Origin of the sequence: Sphingomonas hengshuiensis, assembly GCF_000935025.1 — a bacterium.
Lineage (GTDB): Bacteria > Pseudomonadota > Alphaproteobacteria > Sphingomonadales > Sphingomonadaceae > Sphingomonas > Sphingomonas hengshuiensis.
Genome location: NZ_CP010836.1, coordinates 4,119,390 through 4,143,696, shown reverse-complemented (window position 1 = coordinate 4,143,696; position 24,307 = coordinate 4,119,390). Strand labels below are relative to the sequence as shown.

21 protein-coding genes and 1 riboswitch are annotated in these 24,307 nt (G+C 68.9%); of the genes, 14 read left to right on the top strand and 7 right to left on the bottom strand.

Annotated elements, in window-relative coordinates:
* The first annotated feature begins 16 nt into the window (after window positions 1-16).
* From TS85_RS18725 to TS85_RS18715, 3 genes are read left to right on the top strand one after another with little or no spacing between them, the layout of a single operon-like run.
* Complete coding sequence (locus TS85_RS18725) at window positions 17-934, top strand: sulfite exporter TauE/SafE family protein (RefSeq protein WP_044334259.1); 918 nt, start codon at window positions 17-19, stop codon at window positions 932-934.
* Between the two features lie 35 nt (window positions 935-969).
* On the top strand, window positions 970-1,692 hold the full coding sequence (locus TS85_RS18720) for a TIGR02186 family protein (RefSeq protein WP_173426286.1): 723 nt from the start codon (window positions 970-972) through the stop codon (window positions 1,690-1,692).
* A gap of 58 nt (window positions 1,693-1,750) precedes the next feature.
* Entirely contained in the window at window positions 1,751-3,397 is a 1,647-nt protein-coding gene (locus TS85_RS18715; RefSeq protein ID WP_077228688.1) for an ATP-binding protein, read from the top strand.
* Window positions 3,398-3,422: 25 nt separating this feature from the next.
* On the opposite strand, the gene TS85_RS18710 is transcribed toward TS85_RS18715, so the two are convergent.
* A complete protein-coding gene (locus TS85_RS18710) occupies window positions 3,423-4,904 on the bottom strand; it encodes a M23 family metallopeptidase (RefSeq protein WP_044334256.1) in 1,482 nt (493 codons plus the stop codon).
* A gap of 250 nt (window positions 4,905-5,154) precedes the next feature.
* Here TS85_RS18710 and TS85_RS18705 point away from each other — a divergent pair, with 250 nt between their 5' ends.
* The 5 genes from TS85_RS18705 to TS85_RS18685 all read left to right on the top strand — a co-directional run bounded on the left by TS85_RS18705 (window position 5,155) and on the right by TS85_RS18685 (window position 9,971).
* On the top strand, window positions 5,155-7,659 hold the full coding sequence (locus TS85_RS18705; protein ID WP_044334254.1) for a helicase-related protein: 2,505 nt from the start codon (window positions 5,155-5,157) through the stop codon (window positions 7,657-7,659).
* Window positions 7,652-7,957, top strand: coding sequence for a S4 domain-containing protein (locus tag TS85_RS18700; RefSeq protein WP_044334253.1), 306 nt, complete (start codon window positions 7,652-7,654; stop codon window positions 7,955-7,957). Before TS85_RS18705 ends, TS85_RS18700 begins: the two co-directional genes overlap by 8 nt.
* Before the next feature lie 46 nt (window positions 7,958-8,003).
* Entirely contained in the window at window positions 8,004-8,339 is a 336-nt protein-coding gene (fdxA, locus tag TS85_RS18695) for a ferredoxin FdxA (protein ID WP_044334251.1), read from the top strand.
* A 276-nt stretch (window positions 8,340-8,615) separates the two neighbouring features.
* Window positions 8,616-9,149: a CarD family transcriptional regulator gene (locus TS85_RS18690; protein ID WP_044334249.1), complete on the top strand. Its 534-nt coding sequence runs from the start codon at window positions 8,616-8,618 to the stop codon at window positions 9,147-9,149.
* A 102-nt stretch (window positions 9,150-9,251) separates the two neighbouring features.
* Complete coding sequence (locus TS85_RS18685) at window positions 9,252-9,971, top strand: head GIN domain-containing protein (RefSeq protein WP_044336618.1); 720 nt, start codon at window positions 9,252-9,254, stop codon at window positions 9,969-9,971.
* Window positions 9,972-9,992: 21 nt separating this feature from the next.
* Here the strand turns inward: TS85_RS18685 and pdeM are convergent, their stop codons facing one another.
* The 5 genes from pdeM to TS85_RS18660 are packed head-to-tail and all read right to left on the bottom strand — an operon-like array spanning window position 9,993 to window position 16,347.
* On the bottom strand, window positions 9,993-10,661 hold the full coding sequence (gene pdeM / locus TS85_RS18680; RefSeq protein ID WP_044334246.1) for a ligase-associated DNA damage response endonuclease PdeM: 669 nt from the start codon (window positions 10,659-10,661) through the stop codon (window positions 9,993-9,995).
* Window positions 10,662-10,693: 32 nt separating this feature from the next.
* The gene (locus tag TS85_RS18675) at window positions 10,694-11,149 is read right to left on the bottom strand and encodes a hypothetical protein (RefSeq protein ID WP_044334244.1); all 456 of its coding nucleotides are present in this window, start codon (window positions 11,147-11,149) and stop codon (window positions 10,694-10,696) included.
* A 39-nt stretch (window positions 11,150-11,188) separates the two neighbouring features.
* A complete protein-coding gene (locus TS85_RS18670) occupies window positions 11,189-12,607 on the bottom strand; it encodes a M20/M25/M40 family metallo-hydrolase (protein WP_044334243.1) in 1,419 nt (472 codons plus the stop codon).
* 39 nt (window positions 12,608-12,646) lie between these two features.
* Window positions 12,647-15,682: a sensor histidine kinase gene (locus tag TS85_RS18665; RefSeq protein WP_044334241.1), complete on the bottom strand. Its 3,036-nt coding sequence runs from the start codon at window positions 15,680-15,682 to the stop codon at window positions 12,647-12,649.
* A complete protein-coding gene (locus TS85_RS18660) occupies window positions 15,679-16,347 on the bottom strand; it encodes a response regulator transcription factor (RefSeq protein ID WP_044334240.1) in 669 nt (222 codons plus the stop codon). Before TS85_RS18660 ends, TS85_RS18665 begins: the two co-directional genes overlap by 4 nt.
* Window positions 16,348-16,503: 156 nt before the next feature.
* Between TS85_RS18660 and TS85_RS18655 the strand changes: the two genes are divergently transcribed.
* Window positions 16,504-16,815: a hypothetical protein gene (locus tag TS85_RS18655; protein WP_044334238.1), complete on the top strand. Its 312-nt coding sequence runs from the start codon at window positions 16,504-16,506 to the stop codon at window positions 16,813-16,815.
* Between the two features lie 100 nt (window positions 16,816-16,915).
* Window positions 16,916-17,023, top strand: a riboswitch (SAM-I-IV-variant riboswitch).
* Between the two features lie 32 nt (window positions 17,024-17,055).
* Window positions 17,056-18,282 (top strand): threonine ammonia-lyase, encoded by a 1,227-nt coding sequence (locus tag TS85_RS18650; protein WP_044334236.1) that lies wholly within the window; start codon window positions 17,056-17,058, stop codon window positions 18,280-18,282.
* On the opposite strand, the gene TS85_RS18645 is transcribed toward TS85_RS18650, so the two are convergent.
* Window positions 18,279-19,442 (bottom strand): phospholipase D-like domain-containing protein, encoded by a 1,164-nt coding sequence (locus tag TS85_RS18645; RefSeq protein ID WP_044336616.1) that lies wholly within the window; start codon window positions 19,440-19,442, stop codon window positions 18,279-18,281. The two genes, TS85_RS18650 and TS85_RS18645, sit on opposite strands and share 4 nt — an antisense overlap.
* A gap of 157 nt (window positions 19,443-19,599) precedes the next feature.
* Here TS85_RS18645 and TS85_RS18640 point away from each other — a divergent pair, with 157 nt between their 5' ends.
* From TS85_RS18640 to TS85_RS18625, 4 genes are all read left to right on the top strand, one after another.
* Window positions 19,600-20,181 (top strand): ANTAR domain-containing response regulator, encoded by a 582-nt coding sequence (locus TS85_RS18640; protein WP_044334234.1) that lies wholly within the window; start codon window positions 19,600-19,602, stop codon window positions 20,179-20,181.
* Window positions 20,178-21,398: a CmpA/NrtA family ABC transporter substrate-binding protein gene (locus TS85_RS18635; RefSeq protein WP_044334232.1), complete on the top strand. Its 1,221-nt coding sequence runs from the start codon at window positions 20,178-20,180 to the stop codon at window positions 21,396-21,398. The genes TS85_RS18640 and TS85_RS18635 overlap by 4 nt, the downstream gene beginning before the upstream one ends.
* Window positions 21,399-21,601: 203 nt before the next feature.
* On the top strand, window positions 21,602-22,870 hold the full coding sequence (locus TS85_RS18630; protein ID WP_407082089.1) for a nitrate/nitrite transporter: 1,269 nt from the start codon (window positions 21,602-21,604) through the stop codon (window positions 22,868-22,870).
* A gap of 52 nt (window positions 22,871-22,922) precedes the next feature.
* Window positions 22,923-24,131, top strand: a complete 1,209-nt coding sequence (locus TS85_RS18625; RefSeq protein ID WP_044334230.1) for a hypothetical protein — start codon at window positions 22,923-22,925, stop codon at window positions 24,129-24,131.
* Window positions 24,132-24,307: the final 176 nt, after the last annotated feature.

Here is a 24,307-nt window from a genome sequence, read left to right as displayed (position 1 = left end):
GTATCGCCTTGCAGCCATGGATCTTTACCTCCCGATCGCGAATCTCTCGGTCAACGCGCTGGTGATCGTGGCCCTCGGGCTCGGCGTCGGGCTGCTCTCTGGGATGTTCGGCGTGGGTGGCGGGTTCCTCACCACGCCGCTGCTGATCTTCTATGGCATCCCGCCCACGGTTGCCGCCGCTTCCGCGGCCAGCCAGGTGACCGGCGCCAGCGTGTCGGGGGTGTTCGCGCATTTCCGGCGCGGCGGCGTCGATGTGACGATGGGGGGCGTGCTCGTCGCGGGGGGCGTGCTCGGCAGCATCGCCGGCGCGGGCGTATTCCGCCTGCTCCAGGCGACGGGACAGATCGATACCGTGATCGGCATCCTCTATGTGCTGATGCTCGGCTCCATTGGCGGGCTGATGCTGCAGGAATCGATCACTGCGGTCCGCGTCGAGCGCGGCGCGCGCCCGCCCCGCCCGCGCAAGCGCCGCCACCATCCGCTGGTCGCGATGCTGCCGCTGCGCTGGCGCTTCTATCGCTCGGGGCTGTATATTTCCCCGCTCGCCCCGCTGCTGCTGGGGTTTTTCACCGGCATCCTGACCGTGTTGCTCGGCGTCGGCGGCGGGTTCATCCTGGTGCCGGCGATGCTGTACCTGCTCGGCATGGGGACGCAGGTCGTGGTCGGCACGTCGCTGTTCCAGATCCTGTTCGTCACTGCCGCGGCGACGATGGTCCATGCCACCACGACCAAGGCGGTCGACATCGTCCTCGCGGTCCTGCTGCTGCTCGGATCGGTTACCGGCGCCCAGCTCGGCGCGCGGTTCGCGCAGAAGGTGAAGCCCGAATATCTCCGCCTCGCGCTGGCGGTGATGGTGTTGCTGGTCGCGGCGCGGATGCTGCTCGGGCTCGCATGGCGCCCCGACGAACTCTATTCGGTCGAGATCGTCGGGTGAGGCGCGCGCTGCTGGTCCTGCTGGCACCGCTGCTGATGGCGCAGGCCAAGCCGGTGCTGGTTCCCGACGTGTCGCAGCGCGCGATCGAGATCGCCTATTCGTTCACCGGCGCCGAGCTGCTGCTGTTCGGCGCGATCCTCTATCCCGCGGGCGGGGCCCCCGATCGCAGCACCGCGCCCGCGGATATCGTCGTGGTGATCAAGGGCCCGACCGAATCGGTCCAGGTGCGCGAGAAGGAGAAGGTCGCGGGCATCTGGGTCAACGCCGATCGCATGCGCTATCGCTCCGCCCCCAGCTTCTACGCGATCGCCTCGTCCCGGCCGATCCGCCAGCTTGTCGACGAGCGCACCCGCGCCATCTATGAACTGGGCGTCGACAGCCTCCAGCTTTCCCCTGCATCGAGTGCGCCGCCCGAGGTCCAGGCGCAGTTCGATCACGGGCTGGTCGACCTGCGCCGCCGCGGCGGGCTCTATTATGAGGCGCAGGGCGCGGTCGAGATTACCGACGGCGTGCTGTATCGCGCGCGGCTCAACATCCCGGCGCGCGTCCCGGTGGGGCGTTTCACGGCGGAGACCTTCCTGATCAAGGACGGGCGCGTATTGGCGGCCGCGGTGCGCACGATCGACATCCGCAAATCGGGGTTCGAGCGCTTCGTGGCGAGCAGCGCCGATCGCCATTCGGTGGCCTATGGCCTGGTCGCGGTCGCATTGTCGGTGCTGTTCGGCTGGGGCGCGGGGGCGCTCTGGCGGCGGTTCTGAACACGCAATCTTTACTCCCCGGGTGCATGGTTTCGCCTTCGAACGCGGGGAGTTAGCGATGGAAGGGCAGTGCGCGCGCGGTGCGATCAGTGACGGCGCGCCGATTCAGGGTCCGGCGCGTGCGATCGGCGCCGTGCTCGAGATCGCCGGCGCGTCGAGCCGGGTGGTGCTCGACCCCGCCGAGATCGAGGCGCTGGCGGACAGCGCCGACACCGCGATCGCGCATGCCGGCCAGGTCGGCAGCCAGGTCAAGATGCGCGTCGGCAGCAGCTGGCTGCTCGCCAATGTCCGCGCGCTGCGGCTGGATTCGGGCGGGCGGATCGACGCGCAGGTCGATTTCCTGGGCGAGGGGGACGAGGAAAAGCTGACCGGCAAGCTGTTCCGCTTTCGCCGCGGGGTGACGCGCTATCCGATTCCCGGCTGCCCGGTATTTCCGGTCTCCACCGCCGACCTCGTCCAGATCCACGCCGCCGAGGATCGCGCGCATATCGAGATCGGCCATGTCTACCCGACCCGCGATATCCGCGCGGCGCTGTATGTCGATGCGATGCTCGGCAAGCATTTCGCGCTGCTGGGCTCCACCGGCACCGGCAAGTCCACCGCAGCAGCGCTGATCCTCCACCGGATCTGCGAGATGGCGCCGCAGGGCCATATCGTGATGATCGATCCGCATGGCGAATATGCCAGCGCGTTCAAGACGATCGGGGCGCTGTACGACGTCTCGAACCTGCAGATGCCCTATTGGCTGATGAACTTCGAGGAGCATTGCGAAGTCCTGCTGACCAGCCAGGGTTCGGATCGCCAGGTCGATGCCGACATCCTCGCGCGCTGCCTGTTGCTCGCCAAGGGCAAGAACCGGCTGGCGCAGGACATCGCCAAGCTGACCGTCGACGCGCCGATCCCCTATCTGCTGTCGGACCTGAACCAGATCCTCCAGCTCGAGATGGGCAAGATGGACAAGGCGACCGACACCGCACCCTATCTGCGGCTGCGCGGCAAGATCGACGAGATCAAGACCGATCCGCGCTATGCCTTCATGTTCTCGGGACTGCTGGTGGCGGACACGATGGCGGCGTTCCTGGCGCGGGTGTTCCGGCTGCCGGGCGAGGGCAAGCCGATCTCGATCATCGACGTGTCGGGGGTACCGAGCGAGATCACGTCAGTGGTCGTGGCGGTGCTCAGCCGCATGGTGTTCGACTTCGCAATCTGGTCGCGCGGCGAGACGCGGCGCCCGGTGCTGCTCGTATGCGAGGAGGCGCACCGCTATGTCCCTAACGAGCGCAACGCCGACGGCTCCTCGGTCGGGCGCATCCTCAGCCGGATCGCGAAGGAGGGGCGCAAATATGGCGTATCGCTGGGGCTGATCACCCAGCGCCCGTCGGACCTGGCCGAGGGCGTGCTGTCGCAATGCGGCACGATATTGTCGATGCGGCTCAATAACGAGCGCGACCAGGCCTTCGTCCGCGCCGCAATGCCCGAGGGCGCACGCGGCTTCCTCGACGCGATCCCCGCGCTGCGCAACCGCGAGTGTATCGCGGTGGGCGAGGGCGTCGCGACGCCGATCCGGCTGTTGTTCGATTCGCTGGAGGAGAACAAGCGCCCGGCATCCGAAGATCCGCTCTTCTCCGAACTGTGGCGGCACAGCGGCGGCGAGGAGGAGATGCTTCAGCGCACGATCAAGCGCTGGCGGGCGCAGGGGAAGTAGCCGCCAGACTCAGGCGTTATCCTTCTCAGTCGTTGTCCTTCACCGCGCCGTGCCCCACCGGCACCGCGAGCATCGCGCCCAGCTTCGCCTTGAAATGGCTGAGGTCGCCGCCGGTCAACTGGCGGACCGAAGTGAACGATACCGATCGCGGGTTCACTGCCACGCCGCTGCGGTACAGTTCGTAATGAAGGTGCGGCCCGGTCGACAGGCCGGTATTGCCGATCGCGCCGATCTGTTGCCCCTTGCGCACGCGCTGGCCGCTGCGCACCAGGATGCGGCTGAGATGGCCATAGCCGGTGCCGAACGCGCCGCCATGGCTGAGCTTGATGAAATTGCCATAGCCTGCGCTGCGCCCGGCGAACTGGACGACGCCGTCGGTCGCGGCGAACACCGGCGATCCCCAGGGGGCGGCGATGTCGATGCCCTTGTGCATCCGGGTGAAGCCCAGCAGCGGATGGCGCCGCATCCCGAAGCCCGAGGAGAAGCGGCCATTGGCGGGCATCGCCATCATGCCGGTCTTGTTGCCGCGGCCGGCGCCGTCGAACCATTCGGTCTTGCCGTCGCTTTCCCAGGGGAGAAGCTGGACCTTGTTCGCACAGCCCGTGACCCCGGCATACATCAGCTTGCCGAGCTGGACCTCGCCGGTTTCCGCCCGCGCCTGTCCCACGATCATGTCGAAGGTGCAGCCCGAGCCCAGCCGCGACACCGGCACGCGGCTGGCCAGCGTCTTGATGAAGGCCTCGACGGCCTTCGCCGGCGCCCCGGCGGCGCGCGCCGAGCGATAGAGGCTGGGGCCGATCGTCCCCTGGATGCGCAGCGGCGTGCGATCGATCGCGATCGGAATCTGCTTCAGCGCCAGCGCATCGCCGTTGCGCGACACTTCGAGCTTGAGGTCGAACTTGGCCCGGAACGCCAGCTTTTCCAATGGGCGGGGCTGCGACTTGTCGCTGCGGCGGCCCAGCGTCATCTCCAGCATCGTGCCGGGCTGGATATCGCCCAGCGCCACGGCGTCGCCGATCAGCGCGCCGACCTGTCCGGCATCGCCCTTGCCCACGCCCGAGCGCTGGAGCACCCCCACCAGCGCGGCCCCCGAGCCCAGCTTCACTGCGGATTCGATGATCGGCCGTTCGGGCGTGTCGGTTAGTGGCGCGACCAGGCGGGTGGCGGCAACGCGGTATCCGGTCGTCGCTCCCTTGCCGAGCGGTGCGATCGCCTGTGCCCGTGCCGCATCCCAGTCGCTGCCCTGGAGCGGCGCGGCGATGGTGCCGTAGATCGGCGTCTCGAACCCCGGCGCGAGCAGCAGCGTCACCGCGCACAGCCCCAGGCACGTCGCCGCGCCCCGGAACCAGGTGAGCGATCCGATCTGCGATCCAAGGTCCGGCGCCAGTTCGAAGTCGGCGAGGCGGCTGACAGGCGATTTGGACGAAAGCAGCGGCGCGCGCGCAGGGACGGCGGGGATCGCGGGTGCTCCCCCCAGTTCCAGTCCATGATCGTTCCGCAGGAACAAGGCGCGCTGCCCCCTGAAAAGCTCGTTGACGATGGCGCCGCGTCCCCCGGCCCGACGCAGAGGGTTGTGGGTGGGGAGACTTAAAGTCAAATTAAGCAGGCCTAATGCGGCCGCGGGCTGCGGCGAGTGGTGCCGGCGCCGAGATAAAGAGATTCTCGCGGCGGAAACCCCCGGAAAAGCAACTAGGTTAATGCATATTTCCGGGATCGGGAGTTGCCTAAGCGCCGACTCACGACGATCTTGGAAGATAATGAGCCTGTTCGAGCGTCCCCCCGTCACTGCGGTCCTGGGTCCGACCAACACCGGCAAGACCCATCTCGCGGTCGAGCGGATGTGCGGGCACGCCAGCGGGATGATCGGCTTTCCGCTGCGGCTGCTCGCGCGCGAGGTCTATGACCGGGTGGTCGCGATCAAGGGCGCGGCACAGGTGGCGCTCGTCACCGGCGAGGAACGGATCGTGCCCCCCAATGCGCGCTGGTTCCTGTGCACCGCCGAAAGCATGCCGCTCGACAGTGGCGCGACCGCCGTTGCGGGCATGCCACGCGACTTCGCATTCGTCGCGCTGGACGAGGCGCAACTGGGCGCCGACCCCGAGCGCGGCCATGTCTTCACCGACCGGCTGTTGCGCGCGCGGGGGCGTGAGGAGACGATGATCCTGGGATCGGATTCGCTGCGCCCGATGCTCAAGGCGCTGGTTCCCGAGGCGGAGATCGTCGGGCGTCCGCGCTTCTCGACGCTCAGCTATGCGGGCGCGAAAAAGCTCTCGCGGCTGCCGCGCCGCTCGGCGATCGTCGCCTTCTCCGCCGAGGAAGTCTATGCCGTGGCGGAAGCGCTGCGGCGGCTGCGCGGCGGGGCGGCGGTGGTGATGGGGGCGCTGTCCCCGCGTACCCGCAACGCCCAGGTCGCGATGTTCCAGGCGGGCGAAGTCGATTATCTCGTCGCCACCGACGCGATCGGCATGGGGCTCAACATGGACGTGGCGCATGTTGCCTTTGCCTCGCTCAACAAGTTCGACGGGCGGCGCCAGCGGCGGCTGACCGTCGCCGAAATGGCGCAGATTGCGGGCCGCGCCGGGCGCCACCAGCGCGACGGCAGCTTCGGCGCGCTCCACGAACAGGGCCCCAATGCCTTCACGCCCGAGGAAGTGCTGGCGATCGAGGCGCATCAGGTGCCGCGGCTCGAGCATCTCTATTGGCGCAACGGCGAACCCGATTTCGACAGTATCGACGCGCTGGTCGCCAGCCTGGAACTGCGCCCCCGCCACGAGGTTTTGCGCGCGGCGCCCGAGGCGGTCGACCTCGCGGTGCTCAAGCGGCTGGCGGAGGAGGATTGGGTGCGCGCCCGCGTCCGTTCGCCGCGAATGGTGCAGCGGCTCTGGGCGGCGTGTGGGCTGCCCGATTTCCGCAAGCTCGGCGCCGATCCGCATGCACGCTTCGTCGGCAAATTGTTCGGGCATCTGTCCGAGGCCAATGGCCATGTCCCGCACCAATGGTTTGCCGACGAGATCCAGCGGCTCGACAATATGGGCGGCGATGTCGAGACGCTGGCCGGGCGGATCGCGGCGGCGCGGAGCTGGGCCTATATCGCGCACCGCGCCGACTGGCTCCAGGACCCGGCGCATTGGGCCGAGCGCACCCGCGCGATCGAGGAGAAGCTGTCCGACGCGCTCCACGCCAGCCTGACCCAGCGCTTCGTCGATCGGCGGACCACCGTGTTGCTCCGCCAGATCGGCGCGAACCCCGCCGATCTGCCCGTGACGATCGGTCCGGACGGCGCGGTCAGCGTCGAGGACCATCCGCTCGGGCGGCTCGACGGGTTTCGCTTCACGGTTTCGCCCGATGCGCGCGCCGCCGACAAGCGGATGCTGCTCGCCGCGGCGGAGAAGCGGCTGGGCGGCGAGTTGCGCAAGCGGGGCAAGGCGCTGGCGGAGGCCGAGGATGCCGCGCTGGGGCTGGTCGGGTCGGGGATCGCGTGGGACGGGCACGTCGTCGCCGAGCTGCGCCCCGGGATCACACTGGCGCGGCCACGGATCGTGCTGGATCGCGCGCTCGACATCCTGGATGGGCAGGCGAAGGCGGCGGTGCAGGCCCGGCTCGAGGCTTGGTTCGCGGCGCGGATCGCGCGGCATTTGCCCGTTCTCGGCAAGCTGGACGCCGCGACGCGCGATCCCGCCGCCGGGGCGCCGCTCCGCGCGCTGGCCACCGCGCTGCTCGATGCCGGTGGGCTGCTGCCGCGCCGCGCCGCCGCCGCGCTGGTCGAGGCGCTGGAGCCCGAGGCGCGCAAGCGGTTGCGGGCGATGGGCGTGACGATCGGGACGCTCGACCTGTTCGCGCCTGCGCTGCTCAAGCCGGGGGCCGCGCGCTGGCGCCGCGAGCTGATGGCGCTGCCCGACGGCCCGCCCGAGGGCGCCACTGTCTTGCCGCGCAACGCCCCCGGCGCCGATCTCGCGCAGGGCTTCCGCCCGCTGGGCGCGCAGGCGGTGCGGGTCGATCTGGTCGAACGCATCGCGCGCGCCGCGCATGATGCTCGAAAAGGCCGCGCGCCGTTCGCGCCCGATCCCGCGCTGGCGACATCGATGGGGATCGCGCCCGATACGCTGGCCAGGCTGATGGCGCAGCTCGGCTTCCGCACCGCGCGCGCCCAGCCCGGGCAGCCGCAGCGCTGGATCTGGCAGGGGCTGACGCCGCCCGCGCCGGTCAAGCCGCCGCCGGTGGACAATGCCTTTGCCGCGCTGGCGAGCCTGCGCAATGGCTGAGGACAGCATCCGCCTCGATCGCTTCCTGTGGTTCGCGCGGCTCGCGCGGTCGCGCAGCGATGCGCAGGCGATGTGCGAGAAGGGCACGTTGCGGCTCGACGGCCGGCGGATCGAGCGTTCGGCGGCGGCGGTGCGGGTCGGTTCGGTGATCGTTTTCGCGCTGCGCGGCACCGTCCATGCGCTCCGCGTCGAGGCGTTGCCCCGGCGTCGCGGGCCGCCGACCGAAGCAGCTGCGCTTTACACGCCCCTCGAAATCCAGTCGTCCAAGAGCGTTGACGCCGCTGGGGCCTCGGCATAGCAGGGGCGCCTGTTTCGAACTTGGCCTTCTGGGGAGCCGACCTACCATGACCTATGTCGTCACCGACGCGTGCATCCGGTGCAAGTACATGGACTGCGTCGAAGTCTGTCCGGTCGATTGCTTCTATGAAGGCGAGAACATGCTCGTCATCAATCCCAGCGAGTGCATCGATTGCGGCGTGTGCGAGCCCGAATGCCCCGCCGAGGCGATTTTCCCGGATACCGAGAACGGGTTGGAGAAGTGGCTCGAGCTCAACCGCACCTATTCGGAGCAATGGCCCAACATCACCCAGAAGGGCGACGTCCCCGACGACGCGGATTCGTTCAAGGGCGTCGAGGGCAAGGAAGCCGAATTCTCGCCGGAGCCCGGCACCGGTAGCTGATCGCGGCCCGGGCGACTCGTTACGCCGACGCAAGCCCGTGCCAGCGCACCGGGCACCGAGAAACTGCCGCGACGCACAACTTTGTGCGGTCGCGCAGTGACGTTTGGCTGGTAATTTTATTACGAGCGTGTTAAAAGGGCGGCGACGAAGGCAAAGAATCGCCTTCGCCCGGAGATGCTAGAGAAGTTGCCCCGATCGCCGGCCCCCCTCGCGTAGCGCGTGTGGGCCGACGCCGCAATCGTCGGGGCCGATCATTCACGGAAAGGTTTCTCGCACATGGCTGCAAAGGCGCTGTCCTTCGACGTCGGCGATTATGTCGTTTACCCCAAGCACGGCGTTGGCCGTGTCATCGAGCTGCAGAAACAGGAAATTGCGGGCATGCAGCTCGAACTCTACGTATTGCGGTTCGAAAAGGAGAAGATGACTCTCCGCGTTCCGACCAACAAGGCGGAAAGCGTCGGCATGCGCAAGCTGTCGTCGGACAAGACGCTGCGCGAGGCGCTCGAGACGCTCAAGGGCAAGCCCCGCGTCAAGCGCACCATGTGGTCGCGCCGCGCGCAGGAATATGAAGCGAAGATCAATTCGGGCGACCTCGTGTCGATCGCCGAAGTGGTCCGCGACCTGTTCCGCGCCGAGGACCAGCCCGAGCAGAGCTATTCCGAGCGGCAGATCTTCGAAGCCGCGGCATCGCGCCTGGCGCGCGAACTCGCGGCGATGGAGCAGATCGACGAGCCGGCGGCACTGGTGAAGATCGTCGAGATCCTCAAGGTTGCGGCGGCGATCCACAACAAGGACAAGCTCCCGGCCTGATCCGGGATTCGGCAAAGGAAAGGGGTTGGCCTAGCGGTCGGCCCCTTTTCTTTTGCCAGGTGGCAGTGTATTGTTATGGCAACACACACCCGGAGAATGCGCATGCACAAGCTGTTGATCGTCGCCTTGCTGCCGCTGGCCGCATGCCAGTCGAACGCGGAAAAGGCCGAGGCGGCGTCGCCGAGCGGACCGGGCGCGACGCGCAGCTATGCCGCGACGGGGTTCACCGGGGTCGATCTGCGCGGTTCGGACAGCGTCGACGTCAAGCCGGGCGCGGCCTTTTCGGTGGTTGCCGAAGGCGATCCCAAGGTGCTCGACCTGCTCGAGATCATAGTCGTCGGCGATACGCTGCGCGTCGGGCGCAAGCGCAGCGCGACCAACTGGGCCTGGGGCAGCGACAAGGGCGCGCGCATCCATGTCGTGATGCCGCGGCTGCAATCGGCGAGCGTCGGCGGATCGGGCGACCTGGTCGTCGAGCGCGCGCAGGGCGATTTCACCGGCGCGGTATCGGGATCGGGCGATCTCGACGTCCGTCGGCTGGACGGCGGCGCGGCCGATCTGTCGGTCGCCGGCTCGGGCACGCTCAAGATTGCGGGCACCGCGGCGAAGCTCAAGGCGAATGTCGCCGGGTCGGGGGACATCGAGGCGGCCGGGCTGGTCGCTTCGGGCGCCCAAGTGTCGATTGCGGGGTCGGGCAATGTCGCCGCCACGGTGAAGGGTGCGGCTGCGGTATCGCTGGTCGGATCGGGCGACGCGACGCTCACCGGCGGCGCGCAGTGCAGCGTCAGCGCAGTGGGATCGGGCGAGGCGCATTGCAGCTAACGTAGCGCCGCCCCTGCCGCGCTAGGCCGCGATCGGAAAGCGCAGCAGCCGGTCCTCCAGTGCTACCAGCGCCTGCGCCCGCGTGCCCGGGCCCATGGCGCGGAGGATTTCGGGATGGTGCGCGTCGAGCCCGCCGGTGAGCGCGCCGAACGCCGGCAGGATCAGCTTGGTCGCGGTCGCGACGAAGCAGCGCCGCGCGACCTGCCGCCCGCGCACGGTGACGCGCAGCTTGGGGTGGAAATGGCCCGACAATTCGGGTCGCGGGTCGCGCGGATCGGCTTCATGGCGCAGCACCAGCCCGTCGACTTCGGCCTCCTCGACGATCGTCCCGCCGCAAGGATCGGCCAGCAGGCTGTCGTGATTGCCCGTGACCCAGCGCCAGTCGAGCCGCGCGGTCAGCCCGGTCAGCGCCGCGCGCGCGTCGGCGGGCAGGCGATCGCACCCGCCCGAATCGTGGAAGCTGTCCCCCAGGCACCAGAGTTCACGCGCGCCGGTGCGCGCGGCCAGCAGTTCCAGCGCGCGCAACGTCGCGATCGAATCATAGGGCGGCAGCATCTGCCCGCGGCTGGCGAACCAACTCGCTTTCTCGAAATGGAGGTCGGCGACGAGCAGCGCCGCGCGCGCGGGCCAGTAGAGCGCGCCATCGGCGAGCGCCATCAGATCGTGACCGGCGAACGAAAGGGGAACCATGGCCCCGCTATCCGGCCAGTGCCCCGCCGCTGTCAACAGCGCAGGATCGGGACGACGCGGTTTTCGATGCGGATCGTGCCGTGGTTGCCGTCGCGCTGGGCGATGCGATAGGTGCGTATCACCGGCGGATCGAGCTTCACCGGCGCCTCGCCGCCATTTTCGAAGCGCTCGACCACGGTTTCGGTGAGCATGTCGCCGTCGAGCATCCAGGTGCCGACTTCGCCGGCATTGTCGAGTGCGCCGTCGGCTTCGTAATGGATGATGAAGTCGGTCGCGCAGCTCGTGTCGAACGACCAGCTGCCGATGACCCAGTCGCGCAGCGGCGACGCGGTGGCGGCTGCTGGCACGACGATCGCGTCGGGAGTCGGCGACGGCGCGGCGTCGTTGGCGACGCTGGTGTTCGCAGGCGCGGGCGCGTCAGGCGAACAGCCCGCCAGCGCCAGCACCATCAGGCCTATCGCCCGCGTCCCGATGATCCCCCGATCCATGGTCGCGACGATAGCCGATTTTTGTGCGTTGCGGTAGCGCTACGCTGCACCCTCGCCCGCCGTGCCGAGCGCGCCCAGGATGCGCACCCAGGACCGGATGCCCTTGGCGAAGCTTTTCAGTTCGTATTTCTCGTTGGGCGAATGGATATTGTCGTCGGGCAGCGCGAAGCCGACCATCACCGTGTCCATTCCCAGGATCGACCGGATCGAATTGACCACCGGGATCGATCCGCCGCATCCGAGCAGCGCCGAGCGCCCCCATTCGGCGTCGAGCGCGCCGCGCGCAGCACTTAGCGGGCCGCTGTCGCTCGCCAGCGTGATTGCCTGGCTGCCGGGGCCGCGCGTCAGGAACTCCACGCTGCAATCGGCGGGCAGCCGTTCGCGGACATGGTTCTCGAACGATGCCCAGACCGCGTCGGGGTCCTGCGTGCCGGCCAGCCGGAAGCTGATCTTGGCATGCGCCTCGGCGGGGATCACGGTCTTGAACCCCTCGCCGGTATAGCCGCCCCAGATGCCGTTGATCTCCGCGGTCGGGCGCGCCCAGCTTTGTTCGAGCACGTCATAGCCCGCCTCGCCCGCCGGAATGCGTAAGCCGACTTCGCGCAGGAACGCGCCGGCATCGAAGCCCAGCGCGTCCCAGCTTGCGCGCACGTCGGGGCTGACCGCGGGCACGCCGTCATAGAAACCGGGCAGCGTCACCCGGCCCTCGCCATCCTTCAATTCGCCCAGCATCGTCGCGAGCAGCTGGATCGGGTTGCGCGCGGGGCCGCCATACAGCCCCGAATGCAGGTCGCGCGACGGACCCCGCACGGTCACTTGCCCGCCCGTCATCCCGCGCAGCCCGATGGTGATCCCCGGCGTTTCGGTATCCCACATCAGCGTGTCGCAGATCAGCGCGAAATCGGCTTTCAGCTCCTCGGCATTGTCGTGGAGGAACGGCTCGAGGCTGGTCGAACCCGATTCCTCCTCGCCCTCCAGCAGGATCGTGACGCGGCACGGCAAATGCCCCGCCGTCGCCTTCCACGCGCGGCACGCCTCGATAAAGGTGCGGAGCTGGCCCTTGTCGTCGGAGGCGCCGCGCCCGACGATCGTCTTCGAGCCATCGGCGCGGGTTTCGATCACCGGATCGAACGGGTCGCGCCGCCACAGGTCGATCGGGTCGACCGGCTGGACGTCGTAATGCCCGTAGAACAGCACATGCGGCCCCGGCCCTTCGTGATGCGCGACGACCATCGGGTGTCCGGGCGTCGCCGCCACGCGCGCCTGGAACCCGAGGCCGTTGAGTTCCTCGGACAGCAGCGCCGCCGCCTTTGCACAGGCTTCGGCATAGGCGGGGTCGGTCGATACCGAGGGCACGCGCATCAGTGCGAACAGCCGCTCCAGACTGTCGTCGAGATGCGCCTCGGCATAAGCGAGCGCGGAGTCGGTGGTGGGTGCTGCAAGCGTGGAGTCGGTCATCGCGGCGAGCTACGCCTGTGCCGCGAGCGGGGCAAGGGCTCAGCCCGTCGTCGCGCCGTTCGGGCGCCGGCGCCAGAACCGCGCCGTCCAGGACCGGCGCGGCGCGGGTAGATAGGCGACTGCCGCGGGCAGGCTGAACGTCACCGTGGTTCCGAATTCGGCAGTGCTGTCCAGCGTCAGCGTCGCGCCCACCTTGCGCGCGCGCTCGTGCATCCCGATCAGCCCGAAATGCCCCTCGCGACCGGCGCGGACCAGCCGCTCGGCGTCGATCCCGACGCCATCGTCGCGGAAGCTTACGGACAGCCGGGTGCGGCCATAGGCGATGCCGACCTGGACGTGATTGGCGCGCGCATGGAGCGCGGCGTTGAACAGCGCTTCGCCCGCGATCCGCACGATCTCGTCGAGGATCAGCGGCTGGATCGGGCGCGGCGTGCCCTCGCTCGTGATCGCCACCGTTGTCGCGGACGAGAAGGGCTGTTCGCGCGCAACCTCATCGAGGATGACTTCCAGGCTGCGGCGGTCGGCGGCGCGCAGGTCGCGCACGCGGTCGCGGCCTTCGACCAGCATCTGGTCGGCGCGTTCCAGCGCGCGGTCGATGACCGGCTTGGCCGGATGTTCGTCGGCGATGTGGTCGGCGACCGACTGGAAGCGCAGCATCAATCCCTGGACGCTTTGCAGCAGCGTATCGTGCAATTCGCGGGCGATACGCTCGCGCTCGGCGACGCGCACCTCGAGCTTGCCACGGATCTGGTCGGCGAGGTGCCGCAGCCGCAGCGAGTAGAGCGCCCAGAGGATCAGCGCGAACCCGATAAGGCAGGCGGCGCGGAACAGCCAGGTCTGGAAGAAGGTCGGCGGGATCGTGACCGTGACGGTCGCGCCGGTCGGGTTCCACACCCCGTCATCATTGGCGGCGATCACCTGGAACCGGAAGCTGCCGGGCCCCATCCCGCTATACACCGCCTCGCGTCGCGCTCCCGGATCGATCCAGCCTTTGTCGATCCCCTCCAGCCGATAGCGGAACGCCACCCGGCTGGGCACTGACAGGCTGAGCGCGGTATAGGCGATGGTCAGGCTGGTCGTCCCGGCCGGAACCGTGATCGCGGTCGGATCGCGATAGCGCGTCGCGCCGACCGTCACCGCGCGGATCGCCACGGGCGGGGGCAGCGTGTTGCGCGCCAGCCGCGAGGGATCGATCCGCAGCACGTTGCGCCGGGCAAGGAACCACAGCCGCCCGTCGCCGCCCCCCGCCGCCTGCCCCACCGAGGATTTCTGGACGAAGCTGTTCATCCCGTCGCGGAAATCGAAGCGCTGGAGCGGAAGCGGCGCGCCGGGCGTAGCAAAGGCGCGATCCAGCGTCGCCGTGGCGATGCGCAGGATGCCCGAATCGCCGATCGTCCAGGTCTCGCCCGCCGGCGTCTGGACCAGCCCGTTGATCGAGGCGAGCAGCGGGTAGCGATCGGCGCGCACCAGTTGCACGCGACCATTGGCGATCCGCGCCATGCCCTGCGCCGCGCCGACATACAGCGCGGCCTGGCCGGGCAGCACGCCCTCCAGCCCACCAATGCCGAAGCGTTCGCGCATCAGGGGCATGAACGGGGTCTGCACCGGCATCGGCGCGGGCGCGCGGAACAGGATCGCTGCGACGCCGCTGGCATCGATCGCGGCGTTGGCGGGGAGCCCGTCCGCCGACGACAGCCCCGGCCAGCGATGCCAGCCGCCCCCCGCATGCCAGAACAGCCCCTTGTCGAGCCCAGTGAACCACAGCCGCCCGAGCCGGTCCTCGGCACAGCCATAGCCGCTCGCACCGCCCGGCTTGGGAAGGGTGCGCGTCCGCCGACCGTCCGGGCCGACGCGGATGACTTCGTCGCGGAGCGATAGCCAGACGCCGCCGTCCTGCGCCGCGCAGAGCGTTCCCGGCGTGTTGGGCGCGGTGCGCAAGATGCGCTGCGGGCGCCCGCCCGGCGCGATGCGGTACAGATTGCCGGTATCGGACACATAGACGCTGCCGTCCGCAGTCGAGGCGATGCGATAGCCGCGCGCCGAGTTGGCGGGGATTCCGGTCTCGACGATCACGCTGGCCGGACGCAGCATGTCGAGGCCCAGCTCGGTGCCGATCCACATATTGCCTTCGCGATCCTCGAACACGGCATGCGTCTGGTCCGAGCTGAGCCCATCGGACGCGCGGAACGTCGCGATCCGCCCGCCATCGCCCGGCGCGGACCCCGGCGCGGCGATCTGGAAGATGCCGTCGGTCCAGGTGGTGCTCCACAAATCGCCGCGGCGGTCGAACACCATCCTGCTGCCGCCGACTTCGGCGTCATGGTCGTAGCGGCGCGTCAGCCAGCGCGCATCTGGCCCGCTGCGCAGCGTGCGCGTGCCGCTGCCGTCCGAGACCCAGATCCGCCCCTGCGCATCCTCGGCCAGCGCGGCGCGGCGCAGGACCCGCTCGCCGGTCGGCTCGAAGCGGCGCGCGCCGGGGCGGCGGCGGACGACCGTGTCGTTAAGCACGACCCACATCGTGCCGTCGCGCCCGAACAGCATCTGCCACACCGGTTGTTCGGGCAGCCCCCAATCGGCGCCGATCTCTTCCCAATGCCCGCGCCAATAGCGCGCCAGCGTGTTGCGGCTGCGCCCCCCGCGCGCGACCCACAGCGCGCCGTCGCGATCCTCCGCCAGATCGGTGACCTCGCGCGACGGATCGGGCATGCGCGGATCGAGCAGCCGCCCGCCGCGATACACCAGCACCCCCGCGCCGCGCGCCAGCCCGACCCACAGATCGCCGTTCCGCGCGCCGAGCACCGCGGACACCACCATCCGCTCGCCATCCGGCCCGGTCTGGCGGATCGGCTCGAACGTCACGCCATCGAACCGGAACAGCCCCTCGACCCCGCCCAGCCAGAGATAGCCATTGGTCGTCTGGGCAATCGAATTGATGCGGTTCGGGGCGCCGTCCTCCATCGACCAGCCGACATGCTTATACTCGACGAGCGGCACCGAGCCCGCACGCGCCGCCCCGGCCAGCAACAGCCCGGCCAGCCCCGCCGCGAGCGCCGCAAGGGCTGCGCGCAGCGTCAAAGGTCGATGATGCCCCGCCGTGCCGCCACGGTCACGGCATGCGTCCGGTCGCTGACGTACAGCTTGGCGAAGATGTTCTTGATGTGCGACTTGATCGTGTCTTCCGACAATTGCAGCGTGCGGCCGATCTCCTTGTTGGCGTTGCCATTGGCGATCAGCTGGAGGATCTCGATCTCGCGCGGCGAGAGCGGGTCGTCGATGGCGTGGAACGCGATATCGGCGGCGATTTCGGGCTGGAGGTGGCGGCGGCCCGAATGGACGCTGCGTATCGCATCGAGCAAGTCGCGGCGCAGGCTGCTCTTGAGCAGATAGCCCGCCGCGCCGGCGCGGAGCGCATGGAGCGCCTGCGCGTCGCCGGTGAAGGTCGTCAGCACGATGATCCGCGCCTCGGGATGGCTTTTGCGGATCGCCTCGATCGCGGTCACGCCGCTGGTGCCCGGCATCCGCAGGTCCATCAGCGTGACGTCGGGGCGCAGCGCTTCGAACCGCTCGATCGCCTCCTCGCCGTCGCGCGCCTCGCCGACGATCGCCATGTCGGGCTGCATCTCGATCACCGCCGACACGCCTTCGCGCAGCATCGGATGGTCGTCGGCGATCAGGATCCGAATGGGCGCGCCTGCGCCGGGATCGGCGGGAGGCGGGGCGGGCAGGTCGATCGGATGCATTACGGGGCCCGGGTCAAAGGATAGTGCGCCTTCTTCGCACCCCGGAGTGGCATTCGCCTAGACCCTTTCAGGTGAGTGGCATCCCCCCGATCGGGGCTTAGCGTCGCGCCCGGTTGCGCCGATGATGCGGCACGACTCAGGTGGGAAAGCATCGACATGATCGACCAAAGGATGGAGTGCCCGGCGCCGGGGGCGGCGCCTTGTTCCAGTAGCGAATGGAGCGCCGACCCCGCGATCGTGGCGATCATCGCCCAGGCGAACGGCCCGGCGGGGCGGTATCCGCCCTGCGACCCGATGCTTCCCGACGGGTTTCGCGACCAGCTGCAGAGCATCGTGATGGCGACCGCCGCCGCGATCCGGTGGTGCGCGCGCGACAGCGTCGACCCCGCCGAGGTCGCGGAGGCGCTGGCGGTGATCGCGGGCGCCGCCGATCGATCGCGCCGGATGCTCGCCGGAGCCATGGGGTAAAGCCCTTTGCAGAGTCGCGGATGTGATTTTGCAAAAGACTCTAGCTATCGTCCGCGAGGTGGCGGACGGTTGACGACACGCCCCCGGATCGGCCAACAGGACGCTGCATCAAGAGTCGGGCACCCGCCCGACGCCAACCTGCTCCGGGCAAGGTGGCGCCTTCCAGTCGCGAAGGGATGTGGCCGTCATGGCAAACCCGGCGTTCGGGCACGTCCTGCGGTCTTCTGTCGAGGAACCGCCATGACTGCCCCACTTGTTACCATCGATGACGTCCAGGCCGCCGCCGCGCGGCTTTCCGGCCAGGTCGCCGACACCCCCTTTCTCCCCTCGCAGACGCTGTCGCAGCTTACGGGCGCGGAGATCTGGCTCAAGTTCGAGAACCTCCAATATACCGGCAGCTTCAAGCAGCGCGGCGCGCTCAACACGCTGCTGCTGCTCACCCCGGAGCAGCGCGCGGCGGGGGTGATCGCGGTCTCCGCGGGCAATCATGCGCAGGGCGTCGCCTATCATGCCGGGCGGCTGGGCGTCCCCGCGACGATCGTGATGCCGGTGGGCACCCCGGCGGTGAAGGCGTCGCGCACCCGCGCGCTGGGCGCCGAGGTGATCCTGGCCGGGCGCGATTTCGCCGAGGCGTCGGCGGCGCTGCCCGCGCTGATGGCGGAGCGCGGCGCGACGCTGATCCACCCGTTCGACGACGACCGGGTGATTGCGGGGCAGGGGACGGTGGCGCTGGAAATGCTGCGCGACCAGCCCGATCTCGACGCGATGGTCATCGCGGTGGGCGGCGGCGGGCTGATCTCGGGAGTGGGTGCGGTGGTGCACGGCAGCGCGCGGCGGCCCGAGCTGATCGGCGTGCAAAGCGCGCTCTTCCCCTCGATGGCGGCAGCGACCGGGCGCTGGGGGCAGGGCGTGCCCGGCGGCGCGACGATCGCGGAAGGGATCGCCGTCGCAGTGCCGGGGACCCGCACCCGCGCGCATGTCGACGCGCTGGTCGACGACATCGCCGTGGTCGACGAGGCGCGGATCGAGACGGCGATCACGCTGCTCCTCCAGATCGAGAAGACGCTGGCCGAGGGCGCCGGCGCGGCGGGGCTGGCGGCGGTGCTCGCCGATCCGGCGCGGTTCCGCGGGCGCCGCGTCGGGCTGATCCTGTGCGGCGGCAATATCGACAACCGGCTGCTCTCGGCGATCCTGCGCCGCCAGCAACTGCGCGAGGGCACGATCCTGCGGCTGGTCGCGCAGCTGCCCGATACCAGCGGCAGCCTGGGCCGGCTGTGCAGCGCGATTGGGGAAATGGGGGGCAATATCAACACCGTCGTCCATGACCGCACGCTGATGAGCATCGACGCCAAGACGACGCAGGTCGCAGTGGAGTTCGAGCTCGCCGATCCCGAGCTGCAACCGCCGCTGCGCGCGCATCTGGAGCGCGAGGGGTTTGCGTTCGCGCTGGAGGCGGTGGGCGGTTAGCTCCGGCGCTCCGGGCCAAAATTTAGCCGTCGCGTCACGTTATAATCGAGCACTGCCATCACGAAATAGGCGGCGAACTGCTTGATCCGCGTCCAGGGACCGGTTCGTTCGCGGTAGACTTCGCGGGTGATGCGTTCCGATTGTGCGATCTCGCCCTCGACATAGGCGCGGACATGCGCGGCGAAGGCGGCATCCTCGATCCGCAGCATCAGTTCGACGTTGAGGTACATCGAGCGGATGTCGAAATTGGCCGAGCCGATATGGACGATATCGTCGATCACGAACAATTTGGTGTGCAGCTTGGTCGGCTGATATTCGAAGATCCGGACCTTGTTGCGCAACAGCCCGGCATAGGTGAAGCGCGCCGCCCAGATCGCCGCGCCATGATCCATCTTCGACGGCAGCACCACCCGCACGCGCCCGCGGCGCCCGATGCGGTCGAGCCGGCGCAGCATCGCGGGGCTGGGGGCGAAATAGGCGGCGATCAGGTCGAATCGACGCGCGCGGTCCATGTCCCGCTTGACCGTGCGCGCCCAGGGCGACAGCCGCCGGGTCGGGCCGCCGAGCAGCCAGCGGGCGGTGCCCTCGGGCTCGCTCCAGCTCCGGAGCGTCCGCGTGAGCGCGCGGATCGGCGGACGTTCGCGTTCGGACCATCGCATGAGCGCGTCGAAATAGCCGACGAGCCGCCCCGCCGCCGGCCCTTCGACCAGCAGCCCCAGATCGCGCCAGGCGGCCTGCTCCGCGGTGCCGAAATAGCTGTCCTCGATGTTGAAACCGCCGATGATGACGCGCGCTTCGTCGGCGAGCGCCAGCTTCTGGTGGTTGCGCAACAGATAGCGCCGCCCCCAGCGCGGCACGAACCGGCACACGCTGACGCCCGCTTCCTCGAGCGGATCGAAGAAATTGCGGCTCGCGGCGGGCTCGCTCCCCAGCCCGTCGACGATCAGCTGGACCGCCACTCCGCGCCGCGCCGCCGCGATCAGCGCCGCGCGCACCGCGGCGCCCGCGGCATCGTCGACATAGATATAGTATAGCACGCGCAGCGAGCGCGTCGCACCGTCGATCAGCGCGAGAAGCTGCGCCATGCGCTCGGGCCCGTCGGTCAACATCGTGAGGCGGTTGCCGTCCACCGTGAAACTGGGCTGATCTGGGGCAGGCATCGTCGCCTGATGATCGGTCGCGACGCCGGGCGCAACCCGCGCGAGGCCGTCAGGGCGTGCGCCCCGGCACACGGCGCCACAGAACGCGTCCGAAAACCTTGTCGAATACTCGCAGGTGCAGCATGACGTGCCAGACGACTGGGCGAGAAAGAGAAAATTGCGGATCGCGATCATCGATGAAAGCGGGCTGCGCGCGACCATCCTGGAGGAAGGTCTGCGCGAGGCTGGTTTCGACGATATCGAAGTGGTGCTGGCGCAGGGGGCGTTCGTCGCGCGGCTGGAGCGGATGGCGCCTGATGTCGTGCTGATGAACCTCGGCAATCCGAGCCGCGATTCGCTGGAGGAAATGCTGGCGGTCAGCCGCGCGCTGGCCCGGCCGATCGCGATGTTCGTCGACCAGTCCGACGATGCGATGATCGGCGCGGCGATCGATGCCGGCGTCTCGGCCTATGTCGTCGACGGGCTGCGCAAGGAGCGCGTGAAGCCGATCCTCGACCTGGCGATCCGGCGCTTCCATGCTTTTTCGAAGCTGCAGGCGGACCTTGCCGAAGCGCGCACCGAACTCGCCGAGCGCAAGACGATCGATCGCGCCAAGGCGATCCTGATGCAGAGCCGCAAGCTGGGCGAAGCCGAGGCCTATGCCCTGCTCCGCTCGACCGCGATGAACCAGGGGCGCAGAATCGCGGAGGTCGCCGACGCGCTGATCACTGCCGCCGGATTGCTGGGAGGCAAGGAATGACGCCGCTTTCGATCGCCTTCCTGCCGCTGACCGACAGCGCGCCGATCGTGGTGGCCGCCGAGCTGGGCTTTGCCGAAGCCGAAGGGCTGGCGCTCAGCCTGGTGCGCGACACGAGCTGGGCGACGGTGCGCGACCGGCTGGTCTATGGCCAGGTCCAGGCGGCGCATCTGCTGGCGCCGCTGGCGGTGGCGGTATCGCTGGGGATGCGCCAGGCGCCGTGCGCGATCGCCGCGCCGTTCAAGCTCAACGACAATGGCAACGCGCTCACGCTCTCGGCGGCGTTCGCAGCCGCGCTCGATCCCGTGCCGCGCCGGCGCATCGACGATCCCGAGGCGACGGCGCATGATTTCGCGGCGGCGATCGGGCTGCACCATCGCAAGCCGATCATCGGCATCGTCCACCGTTTCTCCAGCCACGCGCTGATGCTGCGCTATTGGCTGGGCTTTGCGGGGGTCAATCCGGATCGCGACGTGACGCTGCGCGTGCTGCCGCCCTCGCTGATGACCGAGGCGCTGCGCACCGGCGAGATTGACGGCTTCATCGCGGGCGAGCCGTGGAGCAGCGTCGCCGTCGATGCGGGGATCGGCGAGATCGCGGCGGCGGGCGCCACGATCTGGAAGCGGGGGGTCGAGAAGGTGCTGGCGACTCGCGCCGACTGGGCCGAGGCCAATCCGGAGACGCTCGATCGCCTGATCCGTGCGCTGGCCAGGGCGGCGGCCTGGTGCGACGATCCGGCCCATCGCGATGCGCTGGCGGCATTGCTGGCGCGCCCGGAATATGTCGGCCAGCCGGCGCCGCTGATCGCGCAGGCGCTGTCGGGTCGGATGCCGCTGCGCCAGGGGACCGAGCCGGTCGAGATACCCGATTTCATGGTCTTCCACCGCGGCGCGGCGAACTTTCCGTGGCGGAGCCAGGCGCTGTGGATCTACTCGCAATTCGTCCGCTGGGGGATGCTGCCCGCGAGCCGCGACTCGGAGCGCGTGGCGGCGGGCGTGTTCCGTTCGGACCTGTATCGGCGCGCGCTGGCGAGCGAGGGCACCCCGATGCCGGGCGCGAGCATGAAGGTGGAAGGCGCGCTTAGCGAACCGCTGCGCGCGGGGAGTCACCGGGGCAGCTTAACGCTTGCGCCGGATAGGTTTTTTGACGGTCGGGTGTTCGATCCCGATGCGATTTCGGACTATCTGCGCGCGCTCGAACCACCGGTTTCGCGCGGCTGAATTTTTGCACTTGCGAACAACGCCCAACCCGCGCACCCTATAGGGGTCGCCCAGGGACGGGGAGACGTCACCGGAATGTCGCGCCGATGGAGGCGGGGCATTCCACCATGAGACAGCAAAGCCGCTGTCCGATCGCCGCCTGCAAGGGCGGCGGGTCGGAAGCGGCTTTTTTCGTGCCTGCGCGGCATGGGGGAGCAAGGCCAATGACGATGGCAGCAAGTGTTCAAACCGCCCTTGGGGCGCGCGATACGCGGGCGGAAGCGCCGCGAGTCCCGGGTGAAAAAGGCTTTTGGAGCAGCGGGCATGTGCCGACGCTGGTCGCCGCCTTTCTCTATTTCGATCTCGCCTTCATGGTGTGGGTGCTGCTCGGGCCGCTCGCGCCCGAAATTGCGAAGACGCTGCACCTCAGCGCAGCCGAAAAGGGGCTGATGGTCGCGACCCCGACGCTGGCGGGGGCGCTGCTCCGGGTGGTTAACGGGCTGTTGGTCGACCGGATCGGCCCGAAGCGTTCGGGCGCGATCAGCCAGATCATCGTCATCGCCGGGCTGATGTCGGCCTATCTGCTGGGCGTGAACAGCTTTGGCGGCACGCTGGCGCTGGGCGTGATCCTGGGCTTTGCCGGCGCCAGCTTCGCGATCGCCTTGCCGCTCGCCAGCCGCTGGTATCCGCCCGAGCATCAGGGCAAGGCGATGGGGCTTGCCGGAATGGGCAATTCGGGCACGGTGTTTGCCGCGCTGTTCGCGCCGACGCTGGCCAAGATCTTTGGATGGAACGCCGTGCTCGGGCTGGCGTGCATTCCGCTGGCGATCGTGTTCGTCGCCTATATGCTGATGGCGAAGGACGCGCCCGACGCGCCGGCGCCCAAGAAGCTCGTCGAGTATTTCCACCCGCTGGCATCGACCGACGCCTGGTGGCTGATGGGGTTCTACGCCGTCACCTTTGGCGGGTTCGTAGGGCTCGCGGCATCGCTGCCGATCTACTTCACCGACCGCTTCGGGCTGACCCCGATCATGGCGGGCTATTGCACGGCGGCATGCGTGTTCGCGGGGTCGCTGGTGCGGCCGATGGGGGGCGCGCTCGCGGACAGGATCGGCGGGATCAGGGCGCTGTCGATGGTGTTCGTGGTGGCAGCGCTGGCGCTGGTCGCAGTCAGTGCGGCGCCGACGGTGGCGTTCGCGCTCGCCACCTTCGTCGTGGCGATGCTGGCGCTCGGCACCGGCAACGGGGCGGTGTTCCAGCTGGTGCCCCAGCGCTTCCAGGCCGAGATCGGCGTGATGACCGGGCTGGTCGGCATGGCCGGGGGTATCGGCGGCTTTTACCTCGCGTCCTCGCTGGGCTTCGCGAAGCAACTCACGGGCAGCTTCTCACCAGGGTTCCTGATCTTCGCGGGGCTGTCGGTGCTGGCGCTGGCCGGGCTGATGGTCGTCAAACCGCGGTGGCGTGCCGCCTGGAGCACGGGCGCGCGCATCTGATCGCGGGCGGGCGGCCAATCGCGCCGCCCGCCCCCAAAAGGGGGGGAATCGCATGAGAATTACAGTTTGGGCGGCGACCGTTCTGGTCGTCGCGGGGCCCGCCTATGCCCAGCAGGTGACGGTCAAGCCGGTCGCCGAAGCGCGCCTCCGGTACGAGCGTGCCGAGCAGGACGGGCTGACGAACGATGCCAGCGATGCCGCGACGATCCGCGTCCGTGCGGGGGTTTTGGCCACCACCGGTCCCTGGAGCGCGCTGGTGCAGGCGCAGGGGACGCTCGCCGCGGTGGACGGTTATTATGACGGGCTGAACGGCGCGGCGACGCGGCCGCTGATCGCCGACCCGCAGAATGTCGCGCTGTATCTCGCGCAGCTTCAGTATAGGCGGAGCGCCGTGACGATCACCGCCGGGCGCCAGAAGATCGCCCTCGACGACGAGCGGTTCGTCGGCAATGTCGCCTTTCGCGACAATGCCCAGACCTTCGACGCGGTGCGCGCGGAGATCACGCCGCTCAAGGGGCTGAAGGCCGACCTGACCTATGCCTGGGACGTTCGCACCATCTGGGGCGTCGACGGGGTGGGGGCGCGGCAGCAGGACGTCGGCGGCAAGAATTTCTTCGCGACTCTGAGCTATGCCACCCCGATCGGCACCCTCGCGGGGTTCGCCTATCTGGTCGATCAGGACGAGGCCGCGGTGCAGGGCTATCGCCTGTCGAGCCAGAGCTATGGCGCGCGGTTCGCGGGGACGCACGCGCTGTCCAAGGTGGTGAAGCTTTCGTACCAGGCGAGCTACGCCACCCAATCCGACTATCGCCGCAACCCCAGCCACTATCGTGCGGACTATAGGCTGGTCGATGCCGGACTCGAGGTGTCGGGCGTCAGGCTGGGCGGCGGATATGAAGTGCTGGGCGCCGACAAGGGGGTTGCGCTCACGTCCTTCCAGACGCCGCTCGCGACGGGCTTCAAGTTCCAGGGCTGGGCCGACAAGTTCCTGACGACGCCGGCGGACGGGGTGCGCGATCTCTATGCGAATCTGGGGTACAACGCGAAGCGGCTCGGGCCGTTCACGGGCGTATCGCTCCACGCCGCCTATCACCGCTTCGAGAGCGATCGGCTGGTGCGGCATTATGGCGACGAAGTGAATCTGCTCGCCAGCGGCAGGCTCGGCAAGACGATGATTTCGGTCCGCTATGCCCAATATGATGCCGATCGTTTCGCGACCGACACTCGCAAGGCATGGCTGCAATTCGACTGGGCACTGTAAAGTCTTGCTGCGGTGCAAAATTACGCTTGATTGATGCGGCGCAAGCCCGCATCATGCGACTCATCGGGCAATGCTGCCCGGACAGGACATAGCCGCTGCTCCCAGGGACGGGAAACAGGGGTACATCGACCGGACGCCGCAAGGCCCCGGTCAGGGTGATTGGCAAAGCCGCCATG